The 24,441-nt window shown below is 63.6% G+C and carries 23 protein-coding genes; 10 read left to right on the top strand and 13 right to left on the bottom strand.

From position 1 onward, the window contains the following. Positions 1 to 36: 36 nt before the first annotated feature. Both AC1RRT_RS16920 and AC1RRT_RS16915 read right to left on the bottom strand, forming a co-directional pair. Positions 37 to 1,164, bottom strand: a complete 1,128-nt coding sequence (locus AC1RRT_RS16920) for a helix-turn-helix transcriptional regulator (protein ID WP_493014983.1) — start codon at positions 1,162 to 1,164, stop codon at positions 37 to 39. 337 nt (positions 1,165 to 1,501) lie between these two features. Further along, entirely contained in the window at positions 1,502 to 2,554 is a 1,053-nt protein-coding gene (locus tag AC1RRT_RS16915) for a glycosyltransferase family 4 protein (RefSeq protein ID WP_493014982.1), read from the bottom strand. A 237-nt stretch (positions 2,555 to 2,791) separates the two neighbouring features. Here AC1RRT_RS16915 and AC1RRT_RS16910 point away from each other — a divergent pair, with 237 nt between their 5' ends. The 4 genes from AC1RRT_RS16910 to AC1RRT_RS16895 are packed head-to-tail and all read left to right on the top strand — an operon-like array spanning position 2,792 to position 6,597. Continuing rightward, entirely contained in the window at positions 2,792 to 3,874 is a 1,083-nt protein-coding gene (locus tag AC1RRT_RS16910) for a polyamine ABC transporter substrate-binding protein (RefSeq protein ID WP_493014981.1), read from the top strand. A gap of 4 nt (positions 3,875 to 3,878) precedes the next feature. Then, on the top strand, positions 3,879 to 4,943 hold the full coding sequence (locus AC1RRT_RS16905; RefSeq protein ID WP_493014980.1) for an ABC transporter ATP-binding protein: 1,065 nt from the start codon (positions 3,879 to 3,881) through the stop codon (positions 4,941 to 4,943). Continuing rightward, positions 4,940 to 5,812, top strand: coding sequence for an ABC transporter permease (locus AC1RRT_RS16900; RefSeq protein WP_493014979.1), 873 nt, complete (start codon positions 4,940 to 4,942; stop codon positions 5,810 to 5,812). Before AC1RRT_RS16905 ends, AC1RRT_RS16900 begins: the two co-directional genes overlap by 4 nt. Then, entirely contained in the window at positions 5,812 to 6,597 is a 786-nt protein-coding gene (locus tag AC1RRT_RS16895; RefSeq protein ID WP_493014978.1) for an ABC transporter permease, read from the top strand. The genes AC1RRT_RS16900 and AC1RRT_RS16895 overlap by 1 nt, the downstream gene beginning before the upstream one ends. Here AC1RRT_RS16895 and cobD read toward each other — a convergent pair. Then, on the bottom strand, positions 6,587 to 7,636 hold the full coding sequence (gene cobD / locus AC1RRT_RS16890; protein ID WP_493014976.1) for a threonine-phosphate decarboxylase CobD: 1,050 nt from the start codon (positions 7,634 to 7,636) through the stop codon (positions 6,587 to 6,589). The genes AC1RRT_RS16895 and cobD overlap by 11 nt on opposite strands. Before the next feature lie 37 nt (positions 7,637 to 7,673). Here cobD and cbiB point away from each other — a divergent pair, with 37 nt between their 5' ends. Next, complete coding sequence (cbiB, locus tag AC1RRT_RS16885) at positions 7,674 to 8,651, top strand: adenosylcobinamide-phosphate synthase CbiB (protein WP_493014975.1); 978 nt, start codon at positions 7,674 to 7,676, stop codon at positions 8,649 to 8,651. Here cbiB and AC1RRT_RS16880 read toward each other — a convergent pair. From AC1RRT_RS16880 to glmU, 6 genes are read right to left on the bottom strand one after another with little or no spacing between them, the layout of a single operon-like run. Then, positions 8,635 to 10,095 (bottom strand): cobyric acid synthase, encoded by a 1,461-nt coding sequence (locus AC1RRT_RS16880; RefSeq protein ID WP_493014974.1) that lies wholly within the window; start codon positions 10,093 to 10,095, stop codon positions 8,635 to 8,637. The genes cbiB and AC1RRT_RS16880 overlap by 17 nt on opposite strands. A gap of 7 nt (positions 10,096 to 10,102) precedes the next feature. Continuing rightward, positions 10,103 to 10,630, bottom strand: a complete 528-nt coding sequence (gene cobU, locus AC1RRT_RS16875; RefSeq protein WP_493014973.1) for a bifunctional adenosylcobinamide kinase/adenosylcobinamide-phosphate guanylyltransferase — start codon at positions 10,628 to 10,630, stop codon at positions 10,103 to 10,105. Continuing rightward, positions 10,630 to 11,985, bottom strand: coding sequence for a glutathione-disulfide reductase (gor, locus tag AC1RRT_RS16870; RefSeq protein ID WP_493014972.1), 1,356 nt, complete (start codon positions 11,983 to 11,985; stop codon positions 10,630 to 10,632). Before gor ends, cobU begins: the two co-directional genes overlap by 1 nt. Then, positions 11,972 to 12,577, bottom strand: coding sequence for a tyrosine phosphatase family protein (locus tag AC1RRT_RS16865; protein ID WP_493014971.1), 606 nt, complete (start codon positions 12,575 to 12,577; stop codon positions 11,972 to 11,974). Before AC1RRT_RS16865 ends, gor begins: the two co-directional genes overlap by 14 nt. A gap of 30 nt (positions 12,578 to 12,607) precedes the next feature. Continuing rightward, a complete protein-coding gene (gene glmS, locus AC1RRT_RS16860; RefSeq protein ID WP_493014970.1) occupies positions 12,608 to 14,434 on the bottom strand; it encodes a glutamine--fructose-6-phosphate transaminase (isomerizing) in 1,827 nt (608 codons plus the stop codon). A gap of 10 nt (positions 14,435 to 14,444) precedes the next feature. Beyond that, positions 14,445 to 15,794, bottom strand: a complete 1,350-nt coding sequence (gene glmU, locus AC1RRT_RS16855; RefSeq protein WP_493014969.1) for a bifunctional UDP-N-acetylglucosamine diphosphorylase/glucosamine-1-phosphate N-acetyltransferase GlmU — start codon at positions 15,792 to 15,794, stop codon at positions 14,445 to 14,447. Between the two features lie 147 nt (positions 15,795 to 15,941). Between glmU and gph the strand changes: the two genes are divergently transcribed. Then, positions 15,942 to 16,610, top strand: coding sequence for a phosphoglycolate phosphatase (gph, locus tag AC1RRT_RS16850; RefSeq protein WP_493014968.1), 669 nt, complete (start codon positions 15,942 to 15,944; stop codon positions 16,608 to 16,610). A 7-nt stretch (positions 16,611 to 16,617) separates the two neighbouring features. Here the strand turns inward: gph and AC1RRT_RS16845 are convergent, their stop codons facing one another. Genes AC1RRT_RS16845 through maiA form a run of 3 tightly spaced genes read right to left on the bottom strand, consistent with a single transcriptional unit; the run spans position 16,618 to position 19,726 of the window. Beyond that, positions 16,618 to 17,991 (bottom strand): sensor histidine kinase, encoded by a 1,374-nt coding sequence (locus tag AC1RRT_RS16845; protein WP_493014967.1) that lies wholly within the window; start codon positions 17,989 to 17,991, stop codon positions 16,618 to 16,620. A gap of 33 nt (positions 17,992 to 18,024) precedes the next feature. Beyond that, positions 18,025 to 19,095: a TAXI family TRAP transporter solute-binding subunit gene (locus AC1RRT_RS16840; protein ID WP_493014966.1), complete on the bottom strand. Its 1,071-nt coding sequence runs from the start codon at positions 19,093 to 19,095 to the stop codon at positions 18,025 to 18,027. Next, positions 19,085 to 19,726, bottom strand: a complete 642-nt coding sequence (maiA, locus tag AC1RRT_RS16835; RefSeq protein WP_493014965.1) for a maleylacetoacetate isomerase — start codon at positions 19,724 to 19,726, stop codon at positions 19,085 to 19,087. Before maiA ends, AC1RRT_RS16840 begins: the two co-directional genes overlap by 11 nt. A gap of 228 nt (positions 19,727 to 19,954) precedes the next feature. On the opposite strand from maiA, the gene thiS reads away from it, so the two are divergent. Both thiS and AC1RRT_RS16825 read left to right on the top strand, forming a co-directional pair. Then, positions 19,955 to 20,938: a sulfur carrier protein ThiS gene (thiS, locus tag AC1RRT_RS16830; protein WP_493014964.1), complete on the top strand. Its 984-nt coding sequence runs from the start codon at positions 19,955 to 19,957 to the stop codon at positions 20,936 to 20,938. A gap of 20 nt (positions 20,939 to 20,958) precedes the next feature. Next, positions 20,959 to 21,594, top strand: coding sequence for a DedA family protein (locus AC1RRT_RS16825; RefSeq protein ID WP_493014963.1), 636 nt, complete (start codon positions 20,959 to 20,961; stop codon positions 21,592 to 21,594). A 24-nt stretch (positions 21,595 to 21,618) separates the two neighbouring features. On the opposite strand, the gene AC1RRT_RS16820 is transcribed toward AC1RRT_RS16825, so the two are convergent. After that, positions 21,619 to 22,074 carry a MarR family winged helix-turn-helix transcriptional regulator gene (locus tag AC1RRT_RS16820; RefSeq protein ID WP_493014962.1) on the bottom strand — a complete coding sequence of 152 codons (456 nt, stop codon included), beginning with the start codon at positions 22,072 to 22,074 and terminating at the stop codon, positions 21,619 to 21,621. 97 nt (positions 22,075 to 22,171) lie between these two features. On the opposite strand from AC1RRT_RS16820, the gene hppD reads away from it, so the two are divergent. Next, positions 22,172 to 23,239 (top strand): 4-hydroxyphenylpyruvate dioxygenase, encoded by a 1,068-nt coding sequence (gene hppD / locus AC1RRT_RS16815; RefSeq protein ID WP_493014961.1) that lies wholly within the window; start codon positions 22,172 to 22,174, stop codon positions 23,237 to 23,239. 42 nt (positions 23,240 to 23,281) lie between these two features. Beyond that, positions 23,282 to 24,433 (top strand): homogentisate 1,2-dioxygenase, encoded by a 1,152-nt coding sequence (locus tag AC1RRT_RS16810; protein WP_493014960.1) that lies wholly within the window; start codon positions 23,282 to 23,284, stop codon positions 24,431 to 24,433. The last annotated feature ends 8 nt before the right edge of the window (positions 24,434 to 24,441 follow it).

Raw genomic sequence — 24,441 nt, 5'->3', positions numbered from 1 at the left:
GACCAATTAATCCGGTTGTCCCGCAGTCTTACGGCGTCAGAACTTGCCGTCGATCATGCGCACCAGGTCGAAATGCCGGCTGATGCCCAGCTTCCGGTACAGATTGCGGCGGTGCACCTTGATGGTGTTGATGCTGTTGCCCAGCAGGTCGGCGATCTGCTTGGGCGAGATGCCGGCGGCCAGATGGGTGGCGACGCGGATTTCCGCCGGGCTGAGGCCGAACTGGCTAGCCATGCTGTCGTCGATCTGACTGCTCGAGGTCTGGCGGCCCACGATCTGGATCGCCAGCTCGATCTCGTCGCCGGCGAAGAAATACTTGCGCACGGCCAGCGGCATGATGTGCAGGCGATAGGGCTGCGCACCGGTGCGGCGACGGATCGCCAGCGACACCGCCGGCTCGGCAACCTGCGACCGCCCATGCTGCAACAAGGTGTTGATCGCGCGCTTCAGGCGCTCGTCATCCTCGGCGAAATCCGCCACCAGCTCGGTGCCGGACAGCGACAGGCCGTCTTCCTCGGCGAGCAGCGCCGTGGCCTTGGCATTCATCGAATGCACTTTACCGTGGCGAGTGATCAGCACCATGCCGTCGCCGCTGCGGTCGGCGATCATGCGCGAGAAGTCGATATGACGGTCGCGCGCCACCATGGTGTTGCGCAAGCGCAGCATGGTGCGGAAATGCGGAACCATCCTCTCAAGCTGCTCGGCGGTCTCTTCTTCGAACTCGCCGGCACAGCCGCCGCGGTTCAGCACGAAATAGTTAAACTTGTCCGCAGATTTGGCGAAGATGCCGGTGACCAGATACTGGTGATCGGCGGGCTTGAGGAATTCGTTGATGAAGACGTCGCGCTCGCGGCGGTCGCGGTCGACCATCTGGGCCGAAGTCATGACGCGGCCGAAATTGTTTTCCAGCAGCATGATGGGGCGGAAGGGGCTGCGGGCGGCGTAATAGCCGGGCACCGTGCTGGCGGTTTCCTGCACGCTGACACCGCTCGAAATCCGCAGATTGTCGTGGCGTGACAGGCCATCCATGGTGGCGACAGTGGCCAGACTGGCATTGAAGGCCAGCGCCAGTTCGCTGAGGAACGGCTTCACCTGCTCGTCATCGACGGCGCTCAGATAGAGTCTCTCCAGCAGCACCGGAGAAATATCGGTAGTCGAATGCAATGTCAGCCCCCCTCAATCGCATCGGGGCATCCTTATAAGCCGAATGGAGTATTTTTGATAAGACGAATTTATACGAAAACCCGCGTGGAATGCGGCCTTCCCGTATGGGGCGAATACAACCCGATGTCTGCGTGAGGCGCTAAAGGCCCCAGATATCCGCTATCCCCGCGTTTTTCCACGATGCATACAGTGCCCGCTTCGCAGGCATAAGGCCAAGCTTCGTTAGTTCGATCCCGGCATTTGTCCGTTCACAACTTTGCGAGCAGACAGCACTGCAGCCCTGTCCTGCCCGGGCCGGGGCGAAACCCCTGCCGGCGAAGCGAATCAAACAAACGGTTCAGGCGGCGCGGGTTGCCGTGGCGGCAGTCGCCTGCTGCTCCGGCTGGGGCTTCTGCAGCGGTGCCAGGTTATTCAGGAACTGGTCGGTACAGGCATCCCAGGAATACTGCAGCGCCAGGGCACGGCAGGCCTCGGGCGACTTGCCCAGCGCGCCCCTGATCGCCACCGCCAGATCCTCGTCCAGGCAGCCGACTTCGGGATGCGGGCCGACAATGTCGATCGGCCCGGTGACCGGATAGGCCGCGACCGGCACACCCGAGGCCATCGCCTCCAGCAGCACCAAGCCGAAGGTGTCGGTCAGGCTGGGGAAGACGAAGACATCGGCAGCGGCGAAATAGCTGGCCAGATGGCCGTTCTCCAGATATCCGGCAAAGACCGCCTCGGGGTACTTCGTGCGATAGCCTTCCAGGTCGGGACCGATGCCCACCACCAGCTTGGTGCCGTCGAGCTTCAGCTTCAGGAAGGCCTCGATGTTCTTGTCGACCACGACGCGGCCGGCATAGAGGTAAATCGGGCGCGGCAGATCGAGAATGTCTTTCGAGCGCGGCTTGAAGCGTTCGACATCGACGCCGCGCGACCAGGTACGCAGGTTCTTGAAGCCATGCTCGGTCAGGCTCTTGGCCAGGCTGTCGGTCGCCACCATCACGCCAGCGCCGCCATTATGGAACCAGCGCATGAAGGCGTAGCTCCAGCTGAGCGGCAGGCCGCAGCGCTCATGGATGTATTCGGGAAACTTGGTGTGATAGGCGGTGGTGAAGATCAGCTTGTTGCGCATGCAGTATTTGCGCGCCGCCATGCCGAGCGGGCCTTCGGTGGCGATATGGATGGCGTCGGGGGTGAAAGCCTCGATCTGTTTGACCAGGCTGCGGTAGGGCAGGATCGCCAGCTCGATCTCCGGATAGGTCGGGCATGGGATGCGGCGGAACTTCTCCGGTCCGATCACTTCGACCACATGCCCGCGCTTTTCCAGAACCTCCCGGGTCTTGGTCAGGGTGCGCACCACGCCGTTGACCTGGGGGTGCCATGCATCGGAAACGATCAGAATGCGCATCTCGTGGTCTCTCTTTCCCTCGGGGCGGCGTCTTTTTGACTCGCCGATTCGCCTATTTCATCGCGATTCGATGACAGGGCGATGAAAGCCTGGGGATAAGTTGGAGACATCGATGACACATGGATGACAATCCACAGAGGGCGTTATGCGACGGCCCTGGCCTATCTCGCTCTGGCATTGCCGCTGCGCATACGGATTGTCATAATCCGGTCATCGAATATCGGGGGACTATCTGCCATGAACCTTGCACGTTTCGCCGCCCTGCTCGCTCTTCTGTCCGCGCCAGCGCTGGCCCAGGAGAAAGTGGTCAACGTCTATAACTGGTCGGACTATATCGATCAGAGCGTGCTGAAGGATTTCGAGGCCGAGACCGGAATCAAGGTGCGCTACGACGTCTACGACTCCAACGATACGCTGGAGTCCAGGCTGCTGGCCGGCAAGACCGGCTACGACATCGTGGTGCCGACGCAACACTACATGGCGCGCCAGGTGCAGGCGAAGCTGCTGCGCCCCCTCGACAAGGCCAAGATTCCGAACCTGAAGAATCTCGACCCGGCGCTGATGGAGCGTCTGGCGAAATACGACCCCGAAAACAAATACGCCGCCATCTATCTCTGGGGCACCAGCGGCATCGGCTTGAACCCCGACAAGATCAAGCAGCGCATGGCCAACCCGCCGGCCTATTCGCTGAAGATGCTATTCGACCCCGAGGTGGTGTCGAAATTCGCCGATTGCGGCGTGATGGTGCTGGATGCGCCCGACGAGCTGATGACCGCGGCGCTGAAGTATCTCGGCCTTGATCCCAACGCCAAGGATGCCGCCACGCTGGCCAAGGCGGAAGCCGTGCTGATGAAGGTGCGGCCGCATATCCGCAAGTTCCACTCCTCGCAATACATCAACGACCTGGCCAATGGCGATGCCTGCCTGGTCTACGGCTTCTCGGGCGACATCCTGCAGGCGCGCACCCGCGCCGAGGAAGCCAAGAAGGGCGTGAAGGTGCAGTACCTGCTGCCCAAGGAAGGCGCGCAGCAGTGGTTCGATGTCATGGCCATCCCCGCCGATGCGCCCAACCCCGACAACGCCCATGTCTTCATCAACTACATCCTGCAGCCCAAGGTGATCGCGAAGATCACCAATGCCGTGCAGTATCCCAATGCCGTGCCAGACTCGCTGAAGCTGGTCGACAAGGAAGCCATGGCCGACAAGGACGTCTTCCCGACCCAGGACATGATCAAGAGCCTGTATACCGTGACGCCTTTCAACCAAGCGGAACAGCGCGTGCTGACCCGGAGCTGGACCCGTATCAAGGGCGGCACCTGATCCGATGGCCCTGCTGCAGGTCGAGGGCGTCAGCAAACACTACGGACACGAGACGGCGGTCGATGCGCTGGACCTGACGGTCGAGCCCGGAGAGTCGCTGGTGCTGCTCGGGCCCAGCGGCTGCGGCAAGTCCACCCTGCTGCGCATGATCGCCGGACTGGAAACGCCCGACAGCGGCTGCATCCTGCTTGATGGTGCCGACATCACCGCCCTGCCGCCACACAGGCGGCCAGTCAACATGATGTTCCAGTCCTACGCCCTGTTCCCCCATCTCACCGTGGCCGACAACGTCGCTTTCGGCCTGCGCCGCGAGGGACTGCCGAAGGCCGAGATCGAGGCGCGCGTCCATGATGCGTTGGCGATGCTAGAGATTGCCGGTTTCGCCGCGCGCAAGCCGCATCAGCTCTCGGGTGGCCAGCAGCAGCGCGTGGCGCTCGCGCGCGCTCTTGTGAAACGCCCGCGCCTCCTGCTGCTGGACGAACCGCTGGGCGCGCTGGATAAGCGCCTGCGCCAGCAGACCCAGGCCGAGCTGCGCAAGCTGAACCGCCAGACCGGCATCGCCTTCGTCTTCGTCACCCACGACAACGACGAGGCAATGGCGCTGGCCGACCGCATCGCCGTCATGGACCATGGCCGCATCCGCCAGATTGACCATCCGCGCCGCATCTACGACCGGCCGGTCGACCGCTTCGTCGCCACGCTGATGTGCGAGACCAACCTGTTCGAGGCCGAGATCCTGTCGGCCGATGGTGCGGCGCGCAGCGGCAGCCTGGACCTGCATTTCCGCCCGGATGGCAAAACCGATGCCCGGCGCCTGCTGGCGCTGCGGCTCGAGCAGATCGAGATTTCGCGCAATGCCGTTCCCGCCGGCGCCAATATCGCCACGGGCATCATCACCGATATCGACTATATCGGCGACATGACCAGCATCGACGTAACGCTGGCCGATGGCCATGTGATCAAGGCTTCGCAGCTCAATGCCATTCACGAGCCGCTGCTGGAGCTGGGCCAGACCGTATGGCTGAGCTGGGATGCCGATGCGCTGGTGCCACTTCAGGATAAAATATGACGGCCCGCCGGCTGGCATTGCTCGCGCTGCCCGGCCTCTGGCTGCTGGCACTGGTGGCAATCCCTTTGCTGCTGGTGCTGAAGATCAGCTTTGCCGAACCTCAGCTGGCCCAGCCGCCCTACACGCCGCTGATCCAGGATGGCGCATGGATGGGTCAGCTTGGCAACTACGTCATGATCTGGGACGACGCGATCTATGCGCGTGCGCTGGGCAACAGCCTGCTTTATGCCGGCATCTCGACGCTGTGCTGCCTGATCCTCGGCCTCGCCGTCGCCCGCGCCGTCGACCGCGCGGCCCCGCGTTGGCAACCGCTGCTGCTCACCCTCATGGTGCTGCCCTTCTGGACCTCGCTCCTGATCCGCGTCTATGCCTGGATCGCGCTGCTGAAACCCGAAGGCCTGATCAATGCGGCCCTGCTGGCACTCGGCGTGATCGACCAGCCGCTGGTGATGGTGAATACCGGCTTCGGCATCGTCATCGGCATGACCTACAGCTACCTGCCGTTTGCCGTGCTGCCGATCTATGCCAGCCTCGCCGGCCAGCCGAAACAGGTTTCCGAGGCCGCCATCGATCTCGGTGCCTCGCCCCTGCAGGCCTTCTGGCTCGTCACCGTGCCGCTGACGCGGCCGGGCCTGATCGCGGCTGCACTTCTCGTGTTCATCCCCACCATGGGTGAATTCGTCATCCCCGACCTGCTGGGCGGTTCCAGCACCATCATGCTGGGCCAAACCATCTGGACGGAGTTCTTCTCCAACCGCGACTGGACCATGGCAAGCGCCCTGGCCGTGCTGCTCACCGCGTTGCTGCTGGCGCCAGCCATGTGGCTGCAGAAGGTGGAGCTGGCCGAAGTCGACCGGAGGATGCGCTGATGCGGCGCTTCACCGGCATCCACATCACGGCGCTGACGCTCGGGCTGGCGTTTCTCTACCTGCCGATCCTGCTGGTGATCGTGTTTTCCTTCAATGCATCGAAGCTGGTTACCGTCTGGGGCGGCTGGTCGCTGCACTGGTATGGCATGCTGTTCTCCAACTCTGCCTATCTGGAAGCGGCGCTGTTCAGTTTGCGCATCGGCGCGCTTTCGGCCACGCTGGCCACCGTGATCGGCACACTGGGCGCACTGACGCTGACACGTCTCGGGCGCTTCCCGGGCCGCGGCCTGTTCGGCGGCCTGATGCTGGCACCGATGGTGCTCCCCGAAGTCATTCTGGGCGTGAGTCTGCTGCTGCTGTTCGTGGCGCTGGATGTCGAGCGCGGGCTGCTGACTGTGACCATCGCCCATGCCACCTTCGGTGCGGCCTTCGTGCTGGTGGTCGTGCAGTCAAAACTGGTGACGCTCAACCCCGATCTGGAAGCTGCCGCCCGCGATCTCGGCGCCGGTCCGGTGCGGGCCTTCCTGCTGGTCACTGTGCCCGGACTTGCGCCGGCGCTGGCGGCGGGCTGGCTGCTGGCTTTCACGCTGTCGGTCGATGATGTGGTGATCTCGTCCTTCGTCAACGGCCCCGGTGCAACCACCCTGCCGATCAAGGTCTACAGCGCCGTGCGGTTGGGTATTTCGCCCGAGATCAACGCGATCTCCACCGTCATGATCGCACTGGTGACGGTTTTGGTGATCGGCGCGAGCCTGCTGCAGAAACGCGCGCTGGCTAAAGGCTAAAATCCTTCAGCACCAGATCGAGGCGGCGCCAGAATTCCGCTTCCGGGTTGGGTAGGCCGAAGCGCACCCAGTGCGGCTGGTAATCGAACAGGCGCACATGGATGCCCTGCCCGCGCAGCGCCAGCGCGAAGCCCGCCGCATCCTCCAGCTTCGCCAGGCGATACAGCGACGTGCCGCCCAGCACATGGATGCCGCGGTCGCGCATCATCTGGTCGAAACGCCGGGCACGGGTGCGCAGGTCATCGCGCGTCACCGTCATCCAGGTCGCATCCTGCAGGGCCGCCGTACCGATCTGTAAGGCCGGGCCGCTGACGGCCCAGGGACCGATGGCCGCCTGCAGCACGGCAAGCACGTCCGGGTCGCCCAATACAAAGCCGAGCCGGATGCCGGCCAGACCGAAGACCTTGCCGAATGACCGCAGGATCAACAGGTTCGGCAAGCCCGCCGATCCGGCCAGCGAGTTTTCCGGCATCACATCGGCAAAGGCTTCGTCCACGATCAACCAGCCGCCGCGCGCGCTGAGCTCGGCATGCCAGCGCAGCAGCATCGGTCCGCCGATGGCGCGGCCATCGGGATTGTTGGGATTGACCACCACCAGAATATCCGTGCCGCCCAGCGTACCCGGTACGCCATCAACTTCGGTGACCGCATGGCCGCACTGGCGCCACATATGCGCATGCTCGCCATAGGTCGGACCCAGCACCGTCACCCGCGCCTGCGCAAACAGGCGCGGCAGCCACTGGATTGCCGCCTGCGTGCCCGGCACCGCGGCGATGCCGGCGCCGGGCGGACAGCCGTATGCGACGCGCGCGGCTTCCAGCAAGCCGGCCAGCGCGGCAGCGGCGGGCAAACGTGTCCAGGCTTCGGTGGTGATGGCAGGCAGTGGCCAGGGAAACGGATTGATGCCGGTGCTGAGGTCGATCCAGTCGCCGACATAGGCATCCGGCATGGATTTGAGCGCGCTGAGGTCGCCGCCATGCACAGGTCCGGCAAGACTGGCATCGTCGGCTGGTTGACGGCTCGGCGGGACCTCGCCCATGGTGACCTCACTGGTTCAACGGTCCGGCGATCTTACGGTGCATCCTGCCGCAATCAACCTCTGGCTCCTGGTCCTGGCCTTCGGCATCGAAGCCGTGGCCGGCTGGCCGGCCATCCTGCATCGCACGATCCGTCATCCGGTGAGCTGGATCGGCGCCCTGATCGGCTGGCTCGAACAGCGCCTGAACAACCCACTCTGGCACCACGCCACGCGGCAGATAGCCGGGCTTGCCACATTGCTGATCGTGCTGCTGATCACCGGGCTGACGACCTGGCTCGTCAGCATGCTGCTGCGCAACCTGTCCTATGGCTGGATTATCGAGGCGCTGCTCTGCGCCAGCCTGATCGCCACGCGCAACCTGTATGACCATGTCGCTGCCGTGCTGCGCGGGCTGGAGATCGATGGGCTGGCCGGCGGACGGCTGGCGGTGGCGCGCATCGTCGGCCGTGATCCCGACAGCCTGGATGAGCACGGCATCAGCCGCGCGGCGCTGGAGAGCCTGGCCGAGAATTTTTCCGATGGCGTTATCGCGCCGGCCTTCTGGCTGCTGGTCGGAGGCCTGCCCGGCATCGCGCTCTACAAGGCGATCAACACCGCCGACAGCATGATCGGGCACAAGTCGGACCGCTATCGCCAGTTCGGCTGGGCCGCGGCACGGCTGGACGATCTGGTCAATCTGCCGGCCTCGCGGCTCAGCGCGCTGCTGCTGATCGCCGCCGCCGCGCTGCTGCCGCAGGCCGATGCCCGCAAGGCCTTCGCCGCTGTCGAACAGGATGCCGGCCAGCACAAGTCGCCCAATGCCGGCTGGCCCGAAGCCGCGATGGCCGGGGCGCTCGGCCTGAAGCTGGCCGGTCCGCGCCGTTACGGAGATCGCTGGGTCGAGGATCACTGGATGGGCAGCCGCGAAGGCCGTGCCGAGGCCACCGCCATGGATATCCGCCGTGGCCTGCGGCTGTATCTGGTTGCCGCCGGCCTGATGGTCGGCATGACGCTGGCGACTATCGCGCTGCTTTGATCAGACCATCGACATCGAGATGCGCCTCGATGCCATCGGCCAGTGCATCCAGCGCCTGCTCGACGCCAGCCTCGTAATTGCGCACCGTCATGCTGCGGCCGCTGAGCTGCGTGAGATATGCCGCGCGGAAAGCATCGCTGGCGAACAGGCCGTGCAGATAACAGCCGGCGATCCGGCCGTCATGGGTGACCGCGCCGTCATGACGGCCGTTCAACCGTAGCATCGGCCGTGTCGTATCCGGCCCCGCCGTGTTGCCGACATGCATCTCGTAGCCCTGCACAGTCTCGCCGGTGAAGCGCTCGAAGCCACGCGTCTCGACCAGGGTCTTGTCGCCGGTCAGCACGGTGTCGATCTCGAGCAGGCCGAGCCCTTCGATGGATTCCCGCGCGCCTTCGATGCCGGCGGGATCGCTGACGCTGCGGCCCAGCATCTGGTAACCACCGCAGATGCCCAACACCTTGCCGCCACGACGCAGGTGGCCCTGCAGGTCGATATCCCAACCCTGGGCGCGGAAGAACTTCAAATCAGCGATGGTGGCCTTCGAGCCGGGCAGGATCACCAGCGCTGCATCAGGTGGCAGCGGCTGGCCCGGCGTCACAAAGACCAGGCGCACGCCCGGCTCCTGCTTCAGGGGATCGAAGTCATCGAAATTGGCGATCTGCTTCAGCAGCGGCACGGCGATCACGATGTCACCCGCCCCGGCCTGCGCGTGATCTAGCACCACGGCATCCTCGGCCGGCAGCCGCGCCACCTCGGGCAGGAATGGCAGCACGCCGAAGCTCTGCCAGCCGGTGCGCTGGGTGATGATCTTCAGGCCGTCATCGAACAGGCTGACATCGCCACGGAACTTGTTGATCACGTAGCCCGACACCAGTGCCAGCTCTTCCGGCTCCAGCAGTGCCGCCGTGCCGACCAGCGAGGCGATGACGCCGCCGCGATTGATGTCGCCCACCAGCACCACCGGCACATCGGCGCGGGTGGCGAAACCCATATTGGCGATATCGTTGGCGCGCAGGTTCACCTCGGCCGGCGACCCGGCCCCTTCGACGATGACGAAATCGGCATCCCGGCGCAGCGTCTCAAAGCTTTCGGAGACGAAGGGCCAGAGCTCGGCCTTGCGATCGAGGAAACCCCAACCATCGCTCTGCGCATAGACCTTGCCCTGCACCACGATCTGCGCGGTGCGGTCGCCCTGGGGTTTGAGCAGCACGGGGTTCATATGCACGCTGGCCGGCACGCGGGCGGCGCGTGCCTGCAGCGCCTGAGCCCGGCCGATCTCGCCGCCATCAGCGGTGACGGCGGCGTTGTTCGACATGTTCTGCGGCTTGAACGGCAGCACGCGATGGCCGCGCTTCACCAGCGCCCGGATTACACCGGCACACAGCACCGACTTGCCGACATCCGAGCCGGTACCCTGAAACATCAGGCTGCGTGCGCGTTTCATGCGACGATCACTTGAGCACGAGCGGCAGGCCCGCAGCCATGAAAATCACGTGATCGGCCGCCGCGGCGACCGCCTGGTTGAGACGGCCCTGATGGTCGCGGAACTCGCGCGCCAGCCTGTTCTCCGGGACGATGCCCAGTCCCACCTCGTTGGAGACCAGCTGCACTGGGAAGCGCGCCGCCTTCAGCGCCCCGATCAACCGCTCGGTCTCCTCGGGGATATTGCGATTGGCATGCATCAGATTCGACAGCCACAACGTCAGGCAGTCGATCAGCACCACGCCGGTTTCCAGCGGCAGCGCCTGCAGCACCTCGGCCACCGCGACCGGTGCCTCGATATTGTGCCAGCGGTCGCCGCGCCGCGACTTGTGCTCGGCAATGCGCGCCTTCATTTCGTCGTCGAAGGCTTCGGCGGTGGCGATATAGACCAGCCGTCCCTCATGGGCCTCGGCCTGCTGCTCGGCCAGTCGAGACTTGCCCGAACGCGCGCCGCCAAGGACCAGCGTGATCCGGGCATCGGCGCGCACAGACTGCATCAGGCCTTCACCTTCTCGCGCATGGTGACGAATTCCTCGGCCGCCGTCGGATGGATGCCAACGGTGGCATCGAAATCAGCCTTCTTGGCACCGGCCTTGATGGCGATAGCGATACCCTGCATGATTTCGCCGGCATCGGCGCCGACCATATGCGCGCCGACCACGCGGTCGGACTTGGCATCGACCACCAGCTTCATCATCACGCGCTCCTCGCCACCCGACACGGTGGCGCGCAGCGGCCGGAAGCTGGTGCGGTAAACATCGATCTCGCCGTACGTCTTGCGGGCATCCGTTTCGCTCAACCCAACCGTGCCGACCGGTGGCTGGCTGAACACGGCCGCCGGCACGTCGGCATGGTCGGGCGAGCGCGGCTTGTTGCCGAACACGGTATCGGCAAAGCAATGGCCCTCGCGGATCGCCACTGGCGTCAGGTTGATGCGGTTGGTCACATCGCCCACGGCATAGATGTTCTCGACGCTGCTGCGCGAATACTCGTTCACCACCACCGCGCCTTCGGCATCGGTCTTCACGCCCGCTGCTTCCAGGCCGAGACCATCGGTGCTGGGCTTGCGGCCGGTGGCAGCCATCACGGCATCGACTTCCAGCGTGCTGCCATCGGTCAGATGCACCAGCAGCGCGCCGTTCTTCTTCTCTATTTTGGTCAAATCGGTTTTCACCCGCAAATCGATGCCGGTCTTCACCAGTTCGCCCGCCAGATGGTTGCGGATATCCTCATCGAAGCCGCGCAGGACCTGCTCGCCACGATACAGCACCGTCACCTTCGAGCCAAAGCCGTTAAAGATGCCGGCGAATTCGAGCGCGATATAGCCGCCGCCAACGATGACGATACGCTTGGGCTGCTCTTTCAGGTGGAAGGCCTCGTTCGAGCTGATCATCAGCTCGCCACCCGGGATCGCCGGCTTGACCGGATGGCCGCCGGTGGCGATCAGGATCTTGTCGGCCGTCACCGGCTTGTCGTTGATCAGGACGGTATGGGCGTCCTTGAGCGTCGCGCGACCGTCAAAGGTCTTGGCACCGGCATTCTCGAACAGCTTGCGATAGATGCCCTCTAGCCGGGCGATTTCCTTGTCCTTGTTGGCGATCATGGTCGCCCAGTTGAAGCTGGGTTCCGGCACCGTCCAGCCGAAGCCGGCGGCATCCTGGAAGGCATGGGCGTATTCCGAGCCGTAGACCAGCAGCTTCTTCGGCACGCAGCCGCGGATCACGCAGGTGCCGCCGTAGCGATATTCCTCGGCGACCGCGACCTTGGCGCCATAGCCGCCCGCAATGCGGCCGGCGCGTACGCCGCCCGAGCCGCCGCCTATGATGAAGAGGTCGAAATCATACTGGGTCATCCTGGTTCAGTCCTTCGGCAGCATACTCGGCAGGCAATTCATGCCCACGACCGACGCTGGAGATCAAGGTCCGAACCTCGGGATAACGATGGGCCACAGCAATGTGGTGCAGCCGGAGCGCTTCGACAAGCGTGCCGCCGAGGCCCAGCAGGCGATCAGCATGACCGATCATGATGCTGTTGGGCCAGGCCTTGGGGCGAATATCGCCCAGGGCGGCAAAGATATCGGCGACCCTGGCCGGATTACGCTGAGCCATGATGGTAACAGCCGAGGCGGTCGAGCGCGACACGCCGGCATAGCAATGCACCAGCAGATGCCTCACCGGCTGGGAGGCCAACCGCTCGCCTACCTCCAGAATCTTCACGACATCCGCTTCGGTGGGCGTGGTACGGGTCGGATCGTCCACCACCACGTCATAGAAGCGGAACTCGTCGCGCCGCGCCTCGGGGTGATGAATATAACCTTCCGGCGGCGGCGTGCCGGGATCGAGGATGCCGAGGATGTGACTGACGTCACCGGCGAATTCGTGCAGTTCGGCCACGCCGCAAATGCTGATACGGAACGGCATCAACCCACGTTCGACGGTGCTCATTCAGACAGTCTCCTTATTCGCCACTCTTCTTTACTCGACTGTGACGGATTTGGCGAGGTTGCGCGGCTGGTCCACATCGGTACCCTTCAGCACGGCGACGTGATAGGCCAGCAACTGGACCGGGATGGCATAGAGGATCGGAGCGACGAAAGGATCGACCTCGGGCAATTCGACGGTGGCGAAGGTGCGGTCGTCGATATGGGTGAAGCCCTTCTTGTCCGACATGAAGATGACCTTGCCGCCGCGCGCCATCACTTCCTGCATATTCGATATGGTCTTTTCAAACAGGCTGTCGCTGGGCGCGATCACAATCACCGGCACGACTTCGTCGATCAGGGCGATCGGGCCATGCTTCAGCTCGCCGGCGGCATAGCCCTCGGCGTGGATGTAAGAGATTTCCTTTAATTTAAGCGCGCCTTCCATGGCCAGCGGATAGCAGGCGCCGCGACCGATATAGAGCACGTCACGGGCATCCATGATCTTCTCGGCCAACGCCTGCAGGGCATCGTCGTGGTTGAGCACCTCGGCGGCACGGGCCGGCACTTCCATCAGTGCCGCCATCATGCGGTCGGCGTCGGCCTTGCCCAGCGCGTTGCGGGCCTGCGCCACGGCAAGGCTGAAGGCGGCCAGCGTGACCAGCTGACAGGTGAAGGCCTTGGTGGAGGCCACGCCGATTTCCGGCCCCGCTTTGGTCTGCAGCACGCCATCAGCTTCGCGCGCCATGCTGCTTTCCGGCACATTGACGATCACCAGGGTGCGGCCGCCATTCTGCTTCACGTAGCGCAAGGCGGCCAGCGTATCCGCGGTCTCGCCCGACTGCGAGATGAAGATCGCCAGGCCGTTCTTGTCGACCGGCGCCTCGCGATAGCGGAACTCGGACGCCACATCGACTTCGACGCCCACCTTGGCATAGCGCTCAAGCCAGTATTTCGCCACCAGGCCCGAATAATATGACGTGCCGCAGGCAACGATGGTAATGCGGGTGATCTTGGCAAGGTCGACACCCAGATCGGGCAGATGCACCAGGCGGTCGGTCGGGCTGACGACCGTATTGATGGTGTCGCCCATCACCGCCGGCTGCTCGTAGATTTCCTTCTGCATGTAGTGGCGGTAATTACCCTTGCCGATCATGGCGCCGCTGATCGCGGTCGGCTTCACCACACGTTCGACCTTCTTGTTGTCGGCATCGTAGAAGGTGGCACCGGAGCGTGTCAGCACCACGCTGTCGCCTTCTTCCAGATAGGCGATCTTGTCGGTGAGCGGGGCCAACGCCAGGGCATCGGAGCCCAGATACATCTCACCGCTGCCGAAACCGACAGCCAATGGCGCGCCACGGCGGGCGCCGATCAGCAGGTCTTCCTTGCCATTGAACAAAATACCGAGCGCGAAGGCGCCGCGAAGGCGCGCCAGCGCCGCCTGCACGGCAGCCACCGGTTCCTTGCCCTCGGACAGATACTGGTCGATCAGGTGCAGCGCCACTTCCGTGTCTGTCTGACTCGTGAAGGCATGTCCTTTGGCGATCAACTCCTCGGCCAGCTCACGGTAATTCTCGATGATGCCGTTATGAACCATGGCGACGCGGCTGGTCGCATGCGGATGAGCATTGGCCTCGTTCGGCGCTCCATGAGTGGCCCAGCGGGTATGGGCAATGCCGATGAAGCCCTGCAGCGGCTGCTGGTTCAGGCGATCTTCCAGCTTGGCGATCTTGCCTTCGGCGCGGCGGCGCTCGATGGCGCCATCCTTTACCAGCGTGGCGATGCCCGATGAATCATAGCCGCGATATTCCAGCCGCTTCAGGCCATCGATCAGAAGCGGCACAACGTTGCGCGTGCCTACGACTCCAACGATACCGCACATGACGAAACTCCTACTTCCTGTTCTTCAGGGCAGACTTGGCGGCGCGGAATTTCGCCGCCAGACCCGGTTTGTCTTCCTGCTTGCCGCGCGCGATGCTCAGCGCATCGGCCGGCACGTCCTTGGTGATCACGCTACCGGCGGCAATGATCGCGCCGTCGCCGATCTTCACCGGCGCCACCAGCGCCGAATTCGAGCCGATGAAAGCGCCCGCGCCGATATCGGTATGCGACTTGAAGAAACCGTCGTAATTGCAAGTGATGGTGCCCGCGCCGATATTGGCTTTAGCGCCCACACGGGCATCGCCGATATAGGTCAGGTGATTGACCTTGGCGCCGGCCTCGATGCTGGCATTCTTGATCTCGACGAAATTGCCGATATGGGCATCCTCGGCAATCTTCGCACCCGGACGCAGACGCGCAAACGGGCCGATGGTGGCGCCACGCGCGATGCTGGCGCCCTCGATATGGCTGTGGCTGCGGATGATCACGTCGTCGCCCACGCTGACCTTGGGGCCGAAGACCACGTAAGGCTCGATCACCACATCACGGCCCAGCACGGTGTCGCTGCGCAGGAACACCGTTTCGGGTGCGGTCATGGTGACGCCTTCGGCCATCGCCTTCGCACGCAGGCGCTGCTGCATGGCGGCTTCGGCGACGCTCAGCTCGGCACGGTTATTAATGCCCATCACCTCGACAGGATCTGCTTCGACCACGCCGCAAGTCCAGCCCGCCGCATTGGCATGTTCGACCACGTCGGTCAGCAGGAATTCGCCTTGGGCGTTCTTGTCGCTCAGCCGCGACAGCAGTGCCGGAAGGCGCTCGCCATCCAGCGCCATCAGGCCGGCATTGCATAGCGTGACGGCTTTCTCGGCCGCGCTCGCATTCTTGAACTCGACGATCTTTTCCAGCCCACCCTTGCCGTTGACGATCAGGCGGCCATAGGCGGCCGCGTCGTCCGGACGAAAGCCGACGATGACAGCGGCGTGGTTATCCTTGCTGCGACGCGCGGCCAGCAGGGCCTGCAACAGCGCCGGCGTCAGCAGGGGCGTGTCGCCGAAGATCACGATGACATCGCCTTCAAAGCCCTGCAGTGCCGGCTGCGCCGCGATGACGGCATCGCCGGTGCCGCGCGGCGGGTCCTGCACGGCCACGGTCGCGGGGGCAACAGCCTGGGCCACGGCATCCTGCCCCTTGCCAATCACCACCACCACGTGATCCGGCGTCAGGCTGGCGGCGGCATCCAGCACATGCAGCAGCATCGGCTGCCCGGCCACGGCATGCAGCACCTTGGGCAGTTTCGACTTCATCCGGGTGCCCTGGCCTGCGGCCAGCACAACCACGGCAACGGCCTGTTTCGCCATGCTCGCGTTCCGTATAAAAAGGGCTGTGATTCGCCCCGCTTTTTGCGTCGCGGACTGTCTCACAGCCAGATTAAAAACCGGAAATGAATTCCAATTTCGGTCTGTTTCAAGGTTTTACCAATTGTAACGTCGAACCGCAGCCCTTTCATGACCCGTAAAGCCATCCTTTTCGATCTCGACGGCACGCTGGTGGACACCGCGCCGGACCTCGCTGCCGCCACCGATTATGCTCTTGATCGCACCGGCCGGCCGATGATCGGGCTGGATGACGTGCGCAATATGGTCGGCGACGGCGCCCGCGCCATGCTGGAGAAGGGTTTCAAGGCGACCGGTGGCATGCCGACGCCGGATGCCTTTGAAACGGCATTCAAGGATTTCATGATCTATTATGGGCGCCATCTGGCCGATACGAGTCGGCCATTTCCCGGCGTCACCACCTGCCTGGCCCAGTTGGCCGAACAGGGCTATGCGCTGGCCGTCTGCACCAACAAGCCCGAAGCCTTAAGCCGCAACCTGCTCGACCAGCTCGGCCTGACCAGCTTCTTCGGTGCCATTGTTGGTGGCGACAGCCTGCTGGTGCGCAAACCCGATCCCGGCCATATCCACGGCACTCTTGATAAGCTGGGTGAAGGATTCGGCTGGTCCGCAATGGTCGGCGATTCGGCCAATGACGTGAATGCCGCCAAAGCCGCCGGCCTGCCCTGCGTGGTCGTCAGCTTCGGCTATACCCGCATCCCGCCAGCCGACCTGGGCGGCGATCGCCTGATCGATCATTTCTCGGACCTGCCGGCAGCCATAACGGCGCTCGGCGGCTGAAGGCCGGTCAGTCCTTCGTATTGGCCTGAAAGCCGTCCACGACGCGGAAGGGCGGCAGATGCACGCTGACCTTGGTTCCGCTGCCTGGAGTGCTCTGGATTTCCAGCCAGCCCTCATGCAGCCGCACCATGCGTTCGCTCAGCGGCAGGCCCAGGCCGGTGCCGGACTGCGCCCGGGTCAGCGCATTCTGAATCTGGCTGAAGGGCTGCATGGCGATCTTGATCTGGGCTGGGGTCATGCCGATGCCGGTATCGGTGACGATATAGGCAAAGCCCCCGCCCTCCGTCATCTCGGCCGACAATGTGATCAACCCTTCTTCGGTGAACTTGACCGCATTGGCCAGCAGGTTGATCAGCACCTGCAGCAGCGCCCGGCGATCGGCATGTAGCTGCACCAGCCCCTGCGGAGGCTCGACCTTGAGCTGGACATGCGCACGCTCAATCTTCTCGCGCACCAGGCGCGCGGCGGCAACCATGATCTCGTCGGCGTCGAAATCCTCTTCGGCCAATTCGTATTTTCCAGCCTCCACCTTCGACAGGTCGAGAATGTCGTTGATGATAGCCAGCAGATGCTCGCCGCTGGCATGAATGTCGCCCGCATATTCGCGATACCGCGGCACATTCACCTGACCCAGCATTTCGTTGCGGATGATCGACGAGAAACCGATGATGGCATTCAGCGGCGTGCGCAACTCATGGCTCATGTTGGCCAGGAATTCCGACTTGGCTCGGTTGGCCTCTTCGGCGGCGCGCTTTGCCGACAGCGCCGACAGCTCGGCCTGTTCCTTCAGTTCCACCACGCGCCGCTCGCGGAACAGCAGCAGCACCAGGCCGATCACCAGCACCACGGCAATGCCGGTCAGCACGCCGACGGCATCGGCGAAACGGTCGAGCCGGCGCTCCTGGCTCGTAAGCATCTCGCGCGCGGTGTTGCGCGACTGCTCCAGCAGCGAGATCAGTCGGTTCTCGGCCTCGCGGGCGCGCGACTGCATCAGCATGATCACCGCCGGCGATCCGGCCGGCTGGCCCGGAATGCCATCCTCATACCAGCGCGCGAGATCCTGCAGCGCCGGATTGGCGACGGCATACATGCCGGCCGCCCCCACCATATTGTCGAGATTGTAGTTGGCGCGCAGCAGGTCGGCGCGGGCGCGGGATGACAGCAGATAGATGGCGACACGCCGGCGTGCGACATCTTCCGGATCCTGACGCCAGGCTTCGATAGCCCAGGCAAGATTGCCGATTTCACGGATCATCGATTCCGCGTCGCGCTCCTGCTCCAACAGGGTCACCGGCAGGTCGCGCGCCACCGTGGTCAGCGTGTTCTGAACGTAGAAGGCGCTGCCAAGAACGCCAACCACGATCAGAACAATGACGACCATGGTATGGCGCCGGCCGAACACAAATCCCATCGATCAACCCGCCAGAAGGCCGCGCGCGCGGTAGAACCGCTCGGCTGCCGGGTGCATGGGAATGCTGCGGCCGGTGAGCGCAGCCTTGAAATCGATGTCGACGCCACGTGGATGGCCGGCCCTGAGAATCCTCTGGCCGCGCTCGCTCCACATCGCTTCCAGGAAAGCGTAGACCAGATCGTCGGGCAAATCGGCGCGCGCGATCAACTGCGCACCCACCATCAGGGTCGGGATCTCCGGCTGCCCGGCATAAACACCGGCCGGAATGCTGCCAAAGCTGAGGAAGGGGTTGCGCTGCATCACGCCGCGCACCTGATTGGGATCAAGCGGCAGCAGCGTGGCATTCTCGGCGGCCAGTGCATCGGCCACGATCTTCACTGGCCAGCCCACCACGATGAAGAAGGCATCCAGGTGGCCAGCCTGCATGCGCGGCACGGCCAGGTCGGGCTTCACATAGAGCGCGCGCAGATCCGTCTCGGCCAGATTGTAGGCCGACAGCAGGTTGCGCACATGGATCAGCGAACCCGAGCCCGGCTCATCCAGCGCCACAGTGCGGCCGCGCAGGTCGCCAATGCGGCTGATGCCTGCTTGCTTGCGCACCACCACATGCATGGCTTCTGGATAGAGATGCGCCACAAAGCGCAGGCGATCATGCGGCGACCGACCGGCATAGACCTCCCTGGACTCATAAGCCCAGGTGGCGACATCGGCCTGCACCAGCGCCATCTCGTTCTGGCCGGCCTGCAGCGCCGCCGCATTGGCTACCGAGCCATTGGATATCTGCGCCACGGCCACCAGGCCCGGCACGCCGCAGCGGCCATCCCTGATATCCGGCGCGGCGCAATCAGGGCCGGCCTGCATGTCGCTCGTGGCGCTGGCGATCAGGCTGCCGATCGGAAAATACGTGCCGCTCTGTCCGCCGGTGCCGATGCGCAGCAGGGTCTGCTGCGGCTGGGCCATGATCGGCGCGGCAAGACCCAGCATAAAGATCAGCGCCGCGACCACCCCTCCGGTGGGGCGGCTGATCAGCCGGCTGATCTGTCGCAGGCCTTGCCGCATATGGCTATTCAGCATCCGGCTGCTGGCCCGGCGACGCTTTCGCAAAGGCCTCCAGCGTCTGGCATTCGGCTTCGATACGCATGACCGTCGGGCAGCCGGAGAAATCGCATTTGAAGCGGCGGCCGTTGGCCACCTGCGGCACCAGACAGATATCGGCCATGGTCGGGGTGTCGCCATGGCAGAAGCGGCCGGTGGCCGAGCTGCCGGTCAGCAGCTTTTCCACGGCCTGCAGGCCCTCTTCCACCCAGTGCCGGTACCAGGCGTCTTTCTGCTCTTCGCTCACGCCCAGCTTGCCGGTCAGGTAGCGCAGCACGCGGGGGTTGTTGAGAGGATGAATCTCGCAGGCAATCGCCAGCGCCAGCGCCCGCACGCGCGCCCGGCCAGCCGGATCCTTGGGCAGCAGCCGCGGTTCAGGCTGGATTTCTTCGAGATACTCCATGATCGCCAGCGACTGGGTCATCAGGGTGCCGTCGTCGCCGACCAGGACAGGCAGCAGTTTCTGCGGATTGATGACGGCAAAGGCTTCGGAGAGCTGCTCCAGCTTGGCGAGATGCACAAAGGTCTGGTCGTAGGTCAGGCCCTTCAGATTCAGTGCGATCCGGACCCGATAGGCGGCCGAGGACCGGAAATACCCATACAGAAGCATATACCCCTCCCTGAGGACAGGGATTCTACCGCAGTCTTCTTATGTTACAAAGCCTTGTCGGGATTTTCGGGGTCTTCGTAAGGGTTGCCGCCCCGTCAGCCCCCGCTCTATTGTCGGCGCGCCCTCCGGTCCCCATCTGTCCGGTAGGCCAAGGGTGGCAACGAATAACGAATACAGGATGTCCGCCGGCCGCAATCCGGCCGGACCGGGCGGCAGGGTAGCCTCGAGATGCGTCTGACGATCAACGGCGAACTTCGCGATATGACCGCTGCGGCGACGGTGGCGGACCTGCTATCGACGCTGGAGCTGGACGGCCGCAAGATCGCCATCGAGCTGAACCGCGAGATCGTGCCACGCTCGGCCTATGGCGCCACCTCCCTGACCGACGGCGACAAGATCGAGATCGTGCATTTCATCGGTGGCGGCAACGCCCCGCTGGGTGCAGACGATTATTTCGAAGTGGCGGGCCGCCGTTTCCGCTCGCGGCTGCTGGTCGGCACCGGCAAGTACAAGGATTTCGAAGAGACCAGGCTGGCCATCGAGGCGTCCGGCGCCGAGATCGTCACCGTCGCGGTGCGTCGCGTCAACATCACCGACCGCAACCAGCCGATGCTGGTCGATTACGTCGACCCGAAGAAATACACCTATCTGCCCAACACCGCCGGCTGCTTCACCGCTGACGACGCCGTTCGCACGCTGCGTCTGGCGCGCGAGGCCGGCGACTGGAAACTGGTGAAGCTCGAAGTGCTGGGCGACAAGAAGACGCTCTATCCCGACATGGAAGCCACGCTGGAAGCGACGAAACTTCTGGTCAAGGACGGCTTCGACGTCATGGTCTACTGCGCCGACGATCCGATCGCGGCCAAGAAACTGGAAGACCTCGGCGCCTGTGCCATCATGCCGCTCGCCGCGCCCATCGGCTCCGGCCTTGGCGTGCAGAACCCGGTCAACATCCGCGTCATCATCGAGAACGCCAAGGTCCCCGTGCTGGTCGATGCCGGCGTCGGCACGGCCTCGGATGCCGCGATTGCCATGGAGCTGGGCTGCGACGGCGTGCTGATGAACACTGCGATTGCCGAGGCGAAGGATCCCATCCGCATGGCCCGTGCCATGAAGCTGGCCATCGAGGCAGGCCGCCTGGCCTATCAGGCCGGCCGCATGCCAAAGAAACTCTATGCCGATCCCTCTTCGCCGCTCGCCGGCCTGATCTGACCGTGCGAGGCTGAGCAACCGTGCCCGAAATCGACATCTACCATCTGATCGAACAGTATCGCGAGTGGTTCTACGTCATCACCTTTGTCTGGACCTTCCTGGAAGGCGAGACATTCGTGATCTTCGCGGGCGCGGCCTCCAGTCAGGGCCTGCTGCATGTCTACTGGCTGATCGCAGCCGCCTGGCTCGGCAGCTTCTCCGGCGACCAGCTCTATTTCTGGGTCGGCCGCAAATACGGCCATCGCCTGCTCAAGCGTTTTCCCAAGCTGCAGGGCGGCGTCAACGTCGCCCTCGATATGCTGCACAAGTATCACATCGGCTTCATCCTGAGCTTCCGCTTCATTTACGGCGTGCGTAACTTCTCCTCGCTGGCGATGGGCATGAGCATGATCAGCTGGCCGCGTTTTGCCGCGCTGAACTTCATCGCCGCCGGCCTGTGGGCCAATGCCTTCACCTGGGCCGGCTATCTGCTGGGTGTGGCCTTCGAGGCCGTGCTCGGCAACATCGCCAAGGATTTCGGCCTGATCATGCTGGGCATCTTTGCCACTGTCGGCATCGTGCTGTTCTTCGTGCACCGTCGCGGCAAGAAGAACTTCGAAGCCAAGGTCGCGGCCCAGCAGCAAAAGCAGGTCGCGCCCCCGGCCGAATCGGAATAGGCGCTCAAAGCCGGGGAAGCCGGCTCAACCTGCTTCGTCCACCTTGTCCATCTTGGCGTTCAGCTTGTCGATGATGCGGTCAAGCTGCGCTGTCTCGTCGGCCGTCAGCGCGGTCAGCAGATCGCGTTCGAAGCCCAGCGCCAGCGGTGCGATCTCGGCATAGACCTGCGCCCCCTTCGCCGACAGCGTCAGCCGCGACTTGCGCTTGTCGCCGTCGTCGCGCACGCGCTCCAGCAGGCCCTTCTCCTCCAGCGCCGACACCGCCCGGCTGACCGTCACCTTGTCCATGGCCGAGCGTTCGACCACGTCATTGGCGGTCAGGCCCGGATAACGGCCAAGGTTCGCCACCACGCGCCACTCGGGGATGCTGATGCCGAATCGTGCAGCGTAATGGCGCGACAGCGCCCCGCTGATGCGGTTGGTCACCACCGAGAGCCGGTAGGGCAGAAAACGTTCCAGCGCGAGCGGCGATTTGGGCATCGGTCCAGGATCTCTTTTGGGGTCTCTGACCTTGAATTTAGTTTCAATTGTAACTAATGTCAGGGCCAACCGCAATTCAGACTTTGGGAGTTAGCCCATGGCCGACCTCTTCGACAACCCGATGAACACCGACGGCTTCGAATTCATCGAATATGCCGCTCCTGAACCCGAGAAGCTGGCTGCCCTATTCGAGCGCATGGGCTTCCAGGCCGTGGCGAAGCACCGGTCCAAGAACGTGACCCTCTATCGCCAGGGCGACGTCAACTTCATCTTGAATGCCGAGCCGTCGAGCTTCGCCCAGAGCTTCGCCCGCATCCATGGCCCCTCCATCTGCGCCATGGCCTTCCGCGTCAAGGATGCGCCCAAGGCCTACAAGCGCGCTGTCGAGCTTGGCGCCTGGGGCGTCGAGGCCCATGCCGGCCCGATGGAACTGAACATCCCCGCCATCAAGGGCATCGGCGACAGCCTGATCTATCTGGTCGACCGCTATGGCGAGCGCGGCACCATCTATGACGTCGATTTCGTGCCCCTGCCCGGTGTTGAACGCAACCCGAAAGGTGTCGGCCTGACCTACGTGGATCACCTGACCCATAACGTGCATCGCGGCCGCATGGGTGAATGGGCCGGTTTCTACGAGCGTCTCTTCAATTTCCGCGAGATCAAGTATTTCGACATCGAGGGCAAGCTGACCGGCCTCAAGTCGAAGGCGATGACAAGCCCCTGCGGCAAGATCCGCATCCCGATCAACGAAAGCTCCGACGACAAGTCGCAGATCGCCGAATACCTGAACGCCTACCACGGCGAAGGCATCCAGCATGTGGCGATGGGCACCGACGACATCTACAGCACCGTCAGCGCGCTGCGCGGCCGCGATGTGCCGTTCCAGTCGACGAATGATACCTATTTCGACCAGATCAATGACCGCCTGCCCGGCCATAACGAGGATGTAGCCCGCCTGAAGGAGCTGCAGATCCTGATCGACGGCGCGCCGACCAAGGGTCAGGGCCTGCTGCTGCAGATCTTCACTGACAATGTGATCGGGCCGATCTTCTACGAGATCATCCAGCGCAAGGGCAACGACGGCTTCGGCGAAGGCAACTTCAAGGCGCTGTTCGAGTCCATCGAGCTCGACCAGATTCGCCGCGGCGTGCTGAAGGCCAATTAAGAAAACCAAGTCCCCAAAAGACCAAATCTAGGAGGAAACATCATGGGCAAGACCTGGATTCCGATGAGCCACACCGAGGGCGAAGCCGCGAAACAGGCCCATGTGGCACTGCCCGAAGGCACCTATGAGCGCGAGATGGGCAAGGAGGGCTTTTTCGGCCCGGCAGCCCATCTCTATCACCAGAACCCGCCGACCGGCTGGATCGACTGGGAAGGCCCGCTCAAGCCCCGCGCCTTCGACACGGCGAAATTCGCCGATAGCGTCGACTGCCCCTGGAAAGCAAAAACGCTGCTCAGCAATGCCCATGTGAAATACCGCCACATGTTGCTGACGGCGCCGATGCAGCATCTGGTGCGCAACGGCGATGGCGACGAATTGCTGTTCGTGCATGACGGCGAAGGCGAGCTGTTCTGCGATTTCGGCCACCTCACCTATTCCGAAGGCGACTACATCATGCTGCCACGCGGCACCATGTGGCGCCTGGAGCCGAAGAGCCCGAGCAAGATTATGCTGATCGAAGCCACCAACGACAGCTACCGTCTGCCCGACAAGGGCATCGTGGGTCCGCATGCGATCTTCGATCCCGCCGTGCTGCAGATCCCGAAGCTGGACGATGCATTCAAGGCGCAACAACAGGTGAAAAAGCAGTGGCGCGTGGTGATCAAGCGCCGCGAGCAGCTTTCCACCGTTACCTACCCCTACAATCCACTCGATGTGGTGGGCTGGAAGGGCGACCTGACCGTGGTCAAGCTGAACTGGCGCGACATTCGCCCGCTGATGAGCCACCGCTATCACCTGCCGCCCAGCGCCCATACGACCTTCCTGGCCAGCCGCTTCGTGATCTGCACCTTCGTGCCGCGCCCGATCGAGAGCGACCCGGAAGCGCTGAAGGTGCCGTTCTTCCACAACAACGATGACTATGACGAAGTGATCTTCTATCACCGGGGCAGCTTCTTCAGTCGCGACAACATCCATCCCGGCATGATCAGCTTGCACCCCTGCGGCTTCCCGCATGGCCCGCATCCCAAGGCTTTTGCCGCCGGTGCCAAGGCGGCGAAAAAAGAGACCGACGAGGTTGCGGTGATGATCGATACCCGCGATGCGCTGGATGTCGGCCAAGCCGCCGAGAGCGTCGAATTCAAAGGCTATGTGGCGACCTGGAATCCGGACGGGTTCAAGCAGGCCGCCGAATAACAACAATC

It is taken from the genome of Ferrovibrio sp. GW821-FHT12B10, from assembly GCF_058807515.1.
Note: the sequence above shows the minus strand (reverse complement) of the source record. Positions and strands in the feature narration are given on the sequence as shown.

Coding starts and splice junctions, on each gene's coding strand:
- AC1RRT_RS16820 (WP_493014962.1), bottom strand. CDS start 22,074: ATGCCCAAATCGCCGCTCGCGCTGGAACGTTTTCTGCCCTACCGGCTC.
- AC1RRT_RS16865 (WP_493014971.1), bottom strand. CDS start 12,577: ATGAGCACCGTCGAACGTGGGTTGATGCCGTTCCGTATCAGCATTTGC.
- glmS (WP_493014970.1), bottom strand. CDS start 14,434: ATGTGCGGTATCGTTGGAGTCGTAGGCACGCGCAACGTTGTGCCGCTT.
- glmU (WP_493014969.1), bottom strand. CDS start 15,794: ATGGCGAAACAGGCCGTTGCCGTGGTTGTGCTGGCCGCAGGCCAGGGC.
- maiA (WP_493014965.1), bottom strand. CDS start 19,726: ATGCTTCTGTATGGGTATTTCCGGTCCTCGGCCGCCTATCGGGTCCGG.
- AC1RRT_RS16900 (WP_493014979.1), top strand. CDS start 4,940: ATGACGGCCCGCCGGCTGGCATTGCTCGCGCTGCCCGGCCTCTGGCTG.
- AC1RRT_RS16840 (WP_493014966.1), bottom strand. CDS start 19,095: ATGCTGAATAGCCATATGCGGCAAGGCCTGCGACAGATCAGCCGGCTG.
- thiS (WP_493014964.1), top strand. CDS start 19,955: ATGCGTCTGACGATCAACGGCGAACTTCGCGATATGACCGCTGCGGCG.
- cobD (WP_493014976.1), bottom strand. CDS start 7,636: ATGGGCGAGGTCCCGCCGAGCCGTCAACCAGCCGACGATGCCAGTCTT.
- AC1RRT_RS16810 (WP_493014960.1), top strand. CDS start 23,282: ATGGGCAAGACCTGGATTCCGATGAGCCACACCGAGGGCGAAGCCGCG.
- AC1RRT_RS16905 (WP_493014980.1), top strand. CDS start 3,879: ATGGCCCTGCTGCAGGTCGAGGGCGTCAGCAAACACTACGGACACGAG.
- gor (WP_493014972.1), bottom strand. CDS start 11,985: ATGACCCAGTATGATTTCGACCTCTTCATCATAGGCGGCGGCTCGGGC.
- AC1RRT_RS16915 (WP_493014982.1), bottom strand. CDS start 2,554: ATGCGCATTCTGATCGTTTCCGATGCATGGCACCCCCAGGTCAACGGC.
- hppD (WP_493014961.1), top strand. CDS start 22,172: ATGGCCGACCTCTTCGACAACCCGATGAACACCGACGGCTTCGAATTC.
- cobU (WP_493014973.1), bottom strand. CDS start 10,630: ATGCAGTCTGTGCGCGCCGATGCCCGGATCACGCTGGTCCTTGGCGGC.
- AC1RRT_RS16880 (WP_493014974.1), bottom strand. CDS start 10,095: ATGAAACGCGCACGCAGCCTGATGTTTCAGGGTACCGGCTCGGATGTC.
- AC1RRT_RS16910 (WP_493014981.1), top strand. CDS start 2,792: ATGAACCTTGCACGTTTCGCCGCCCTGCTCGCTCTTCTGTCCGCGCCA.
- gph (WP_493014968.1), top strand. CDS start 15,942: ATGACCCGTAAAGCCATCCTTTTCGATCTCGACGGCACGCTGGTGGAC.
- AC1RRT_RS16845 (WP_493014967.1), bottom strand. CDS start 17,991: ATGGTCGTCATTGTTCTGATCGTGGTTGGCGTTCTTGGCAGCGCCTTC.
- AC1RRT_RS16895 (WP_493014978.1), top strand. CDS start 5,812: ATGCGGCGCTTCACCGGCATCCACATCACGGCGCTGACGCTCGGGCTG.